Source organism: Mesorhizobium sp. M7A.F.Ca.CA.002.05.1.1, assembly GCF_003998335.1.
GTDB lineage: Bacteria > Pseudomonadota > Alphaproteobacteria > Rhizobiales > Rhizobiaceae > Mesorhizobium.
Map to the genome: position 1 here is coordinate 1 of NZ_RZQI01000439.1, position 4,881 is coordinate 4,881.

2 protein-coding genes are annotated in these 4,881 nt (G+C 63.1%); one reads left to right on the plus strand and one right to left on the minus strand.

The annotated features are described in order from the left end of the window. Positions 1–74: 74 nt before the first annotated feature. Complete coding sequence (locus EN939_RS20930; protein WP_127269499.1) at positions 75–1,337, minus strand: N-acetylmuramoyl-L-alanine amidase; 1,263 nt, start codon at positions 1,335–1,337, stop codon at positions 75–77. Positions 1,338–1,989: 652 nt separating this feature from the next. Here EN939_RS20930 and EN939_RS20935 point away from each other — a divergent pair. Then, on the plus strand, positions 1,990–4,881 hold a 2,892-nt coding region (locus tag EN939_RS20935), incomplete at its 3' end, for an Rne/Rng family ribonuclease (RefSeq protein WP_164751116.1).

The window sequence follows — 4,881 nt, forward strand, 5'->3', positions numbered from 1 at the left end:
CGAGCAGGAAATAAAAAGCATTGGGTGTTGTCGTCGCGCAACGCCGCCTCTGGTTGCAGGCGCCGCCGGTCATGTCAACCTCCGGTTCCCGGTCCGGCCTTGGCCGACGCGAACAGCGCGACGGCGTTGGTTATACTCTGGGCCGCCTTGCCGCGCCAGTCGGCGTTGAGCAACTGCGCCTCGTCCTTGGCGTTCGAGAGATAACCGAGTTCGACCAGCACCGACGGCACGTCGGGTGCCTTGAGCACCTTGAAGCCCGCCGAACGCTGCGGATTGTTGATGAGGCCGACGCTGGTCGACAACTGGCCAACCAGCGTGTGGGCGAAACTCATCGAGAAATTGTGCGTTTCGCGGCGGATCAGGTCGATCAGGATGTCGGTGACTTCCTTGTTGTCGTTCTTGATTTCCATGCCGGCGAACTGATCGGAGAGGTTTTCTCGGTCGGCAAGCGCCTGCGCCTCGGGGTCCGAAGCCTTGTCGGAGACGGTGTAGACGGTGGCGCCGCGAATGCCCTTGACGCTGATCGTGTCGGCATGGATCGAAATAAGCAGGTCGGCCTCATGCTGACGGGCGATGCGCACGCGGTCATCAAGACGCAGGAATTCGTCTGTGTCGCGCGTCATGAACACATCATAATTGCCAACGGCTGCGAGTTTGTCGCGCAGCTCCGTGGCGAAGGCCAGCGTGACATTCTTCTCGATGGTGCCGTTCAGGCCCTCGGCACCGCCGTCGATGCCGCCATGGCCGGGATCGATGACGACGGTGAACCGATGACCCGGATTGGAAACCGGTCCGGTGCCGACCCGCCCTCCCTTGTCGGTCGAAACGGTCGATCCGGTGGTCAGCGCCTGATTGGCCAGCGCCACATCGAACTCGCGCTCGGATGCCGCCGACATGTCGATGGCAATGCGGTAGCCGGTTCCGTCCTCGTTCTTGAGCACGTCGAGCTTGTCGACGGCAAAGGGACCCTTGCCGGTGAGGATCAGCCGCGAAACGCCCTCGCTAAGCGCGCCCAGACGCACGCCCTTGACCAGGCCCCGCGCCTTCAAATCCTTGGCATCAACGGCGAATCTCGTATTCGCGAGATCGATGACAAGACGGTTGGGACCGCGCAGCAGGAACCATTTGATATCGGGTTCGCGATCGAAGTCCATGACGATGCGCATCTTGGTGGCATCGCCGGCCATCTTGTAACCTTTTGCCACGAGCGGAGCGTCGGCGGCATTGGCTTTTGAGGACAAGGCAGATGAGACCGCCAGCAGCAGCAAGAGGCAGAAAGCGGCCAGGATCCGGCCGCAGACACGACATCCCTTGTCTGTGAAGTCCGCCAATCCCATCTCTCTTCCAGTCGCTCCCGGTTTGGCGCCCGGCGCCGGTCGTTTCGTCGAAATGCCGGTTAGGCCGCGAACTCGATTAACGATTGGTATCCAGAGAAGGTTAACCAAGCCTTTTCATGCAAGGGCGGCAAGCTGGCTTACGCTACGGAACGGCTTTTTGCCGGCATCGGAAATCGGGGTTGCCTTCCACCCCGCCAAATCATAAAAGCGATGGTGGATCACTGCAATCCTGGAACCGCCCTCCTCCGCAGCTTCTTGCTACAGGGTCAGACGTAAAGGCGGCTCCTTTCGCTTCAGGCGAAAAGGGTTCAGGTGATCGCGACGAATTTCGCAGGCGTGCTCCCGTGGCGGGGGAATCGCCTGCGTGAGGAAAACGGCCGGGTTTGTTCCCGTGCCGGCTCTGTAGGAGCAAACAAGCTGGTCCGGTTCATCCGGGCTTTGGTTCAAAAGGTTCTGTTGGTGACGATGGCTTCAAGCGCAATCATGGAAAGGTCCGCATCAAACCGCGCCATTATGGCTGCGGGCGGCACCGCCATGGCGCTCAAGCGGCGGCTGACGGACGTTCAAATATCCGGCACCCACACTCCAGACACGCAGCAGCAGGCTTTGCCTCGCAAGCTGCGGCTGACGGCTGCCGGGGGGAAACGAAATAATGCCCAACAAAATGCTGATAGACGCCTCCCACCCGGAGGAAACACGCGTTGTCGTCATACGCGGTAACCGTATTGAAGAATTCGACTTTGAATCCCAGGACAAGAAGCAGCTCAAAGGAAACATCTACCTAGCCCGCGTAACGCGCGTAGAGCCCTCCCTTCAGGCAGCCTTTGTCGAATATGGCGGCAACCGTCACGGTTTTCTCGCCTTCAGTGAAATTCACCCCGACTATTACCAGATTCCGGTCGCCGATCGTCAGGCACTGCTGCGCGCGGAAGCGCAGGAGGCTGAGGACGAAGAGAACGAGGACGGCGACGGCGATGATCGCCAGAGCCGCGATCGCGGACGGCGCGGCCGCAGGCGCGGCGGCAAGCCCCGCGACCGGGGCGAGCACAAGCGTGATGCTGCCGATTCCAGCGAGGCAAGCGACACTGCCGACGAGGCGGAAGAGGGCGCCGACGCTGGTTTCGAGGAGATCTCGCACACGTCCGAGATCATCGAACATGCGGCCGATGCGTCCGAACATGCCGATGCGTCCGAACATGGCGAGGATTCCGCCGAGCAGGACGAAGGCGAAACCCGCGAAGGCGGCCCGACGTCGATCGCCGCCTCGGTCGAGGCCGATGTGATTTCCGAAGCCGTTCCGCAGGCCGAACAAGGCAGCGAGGCGACCTCCGGAGACAATGATCGCGGCATGCTGGAAGAAGTGCAGTCCTCGCATCCGGACGATCACGAGGTCGAATCAGTCGGCGCCGAGGACGCGCTGGAAGAAGTGCGCAACCGCCGCAAGCCGGTGCGCCGCCAGTACAAGATCCAGGAAGTGATCAAGCGCCGGCAGATCCTCTTGGTGCAGGTCGTCAAGGAAGAGCGCGGCAACAAGGGTGCGGCACTGACCACCTATCTGTCGCTTGCCGGCCGCTATTCGGTGCTGATGCCGAACACGGCGCGTGGCGGCGGCATTTCGCGCAAGATCACCAGCGCGGTCGACCGCAAGCGGCTGAAGGAGGTCGTTGCCGATCTCGAAGTGCCGCAGGGCATGGGCGTGATCCTGCGCACCGCCGGCGAGAGCCGCACCAAGGCCGAGATCAAGCGCGATTACGAATATCTGATGCGGCTTTGGGAAAATGTCCGCAATCTCACCTTGCAGTCCACGGCCCCTGCCCTGGTCTACGAGGAAGGCAGCCTGATCAAGCGCTCGGTGCGCGACCTCTACAACAAGGATATCGACGAGATTCTTGTCTCCGGCGAGGAAGGCTATCGCGAGGCCAAGGACTTCATGCGCATGCTGATGCCGAGCCACGCCAAGGTGGTTCAGCCGTTCCGCGACACGACGCCGATCTTCGTGCGCAACGGCATCGAGGCACAGCTTGACCGCATGCTGCAGCCGCAGGTGACGCTGAAGAGCGGCGGCTACATCATCATCAACCAGACCGAGGCGCTGGTTGCCATCGATGTGAATTCGGGCCGCTCCACCAAGGAGCACTCGATCGAGGACACCGCGCTCCACACCAATCTGGAAGCGGCCGAGGAAGTCGCGCGTCAGCTCAGGCTGCGCGATCTCGCCGGCCTGATCGTCATCGACTTCATCGACATGGAGGAGAACCGCAACAACCGCTCCGTCGAGAAGCGGTTGAAGGATCACCTCAAGAACGATCGTGCGCGCATCCAGGTCGGCCGTATCTCGCATTTCGGCCTGATGGAGATGTCCCGCCAGCGCATCCGCGCCAGCGTGCTGGAATCGACCATGAAGCCCTGCCCGCATTGCGGCGGCACCGGCCATGTACGCTCCGATTCGTCGGTCGCGCTGATGGTGGTGCGGGCGATCGAGGAATTCCTGCTCAAGGATTCGCGCAGCCACATCACGGTGCGGACGCCGGCGGCGACCGCACTCTATGTGCTCAACCACAAGCGCGGCACGCTGGTCGAACTCGAAAGCCGCTTCGGGCTGACGATCACCGTCGAGGCCGACGATTCGGTGGGTTCGCAACACTATGCGATCTTCCGTGGCGCGCTGGCTGAAAAGCCGGAAGGCTTCGTCGAGGCGCGCAGCTTCCCGGCCTATGTCGAGTTGGAAGAGCCCGAGGACGAGATTGTCGTCGTCGAGGAAGACGATGAAGCACCGGTGCAGGCCGAACAGCCACGCCAGCAGCCTCAGCAACAACAGCCCCGGCCCGCTGCCGGTGGCGAAGAAGGCGAAGGCCGCGACCGCAAGCGCCGCAAGCGTCGGCGCCGGCGCGGCGGCAAGGATCGCGATCGCGAACATGGCGCCCCTGCGGACGGTGCTTCCGTCTCGGCTCCGGCCGGTGAGTTTTCGGACCCGGACTCGGCCGCCAGCGATGGCGACACGGAAGCGGACGACAACGCCCCTGTCGGTGTTGCTGAAACGTCTGAGACAGCTGAAGCTTCGGACGAAGGCCAGGGCAAAAAGCGCCGGCGCGGCAAGCGCGGCGGCAAGCGCAACCGTCGCGAAGACGGTGAAGGCGAGGCTGAGGCAAGTGCTGGCGAAACAGCAGACGCTTCTGAAGGCGAAGTCCGGGCAACCGAGGTGATCGCCAGCGAGCCGGTCGTTGCCGCACCAGCCGAAGAGCCGGTGGCGCTTGCCCCGGCAAATGACGACGCGCCGGCCACGGAGAAGCCGAAGAAGCCACGTCGCGCGGCCAAGCCAAAGAAGGCCGCGGCCGAAATTGTCGCCGATGAGCCGGCTGCGGAGGTGGAAGCACCGGTCGACACGCCGGTCACCGCATCCGACGAGGCAGCCATCGCTTCTGTCGAGGAGGCACCGAAGGCCCGCCCGTCGCGGCGCAAGCCGGCGGCGGCGAATGCGCCGGTCGAGCCGGTCGTGTCTTCGATCGTCGCGGAAGAGCCCGCGGCCAAGGCCGAGGACAAGACC

What these genes read in the sequence shown, in the direction of transcription:
- EN939_RS20930 (WP_127269499.1), bottom strand. Translation starts at nt 1,337, where the DNA reads ATGGGATTGGCGGACTTCACAGACAAGGGATGTCGTGTCTGCGGCCGG.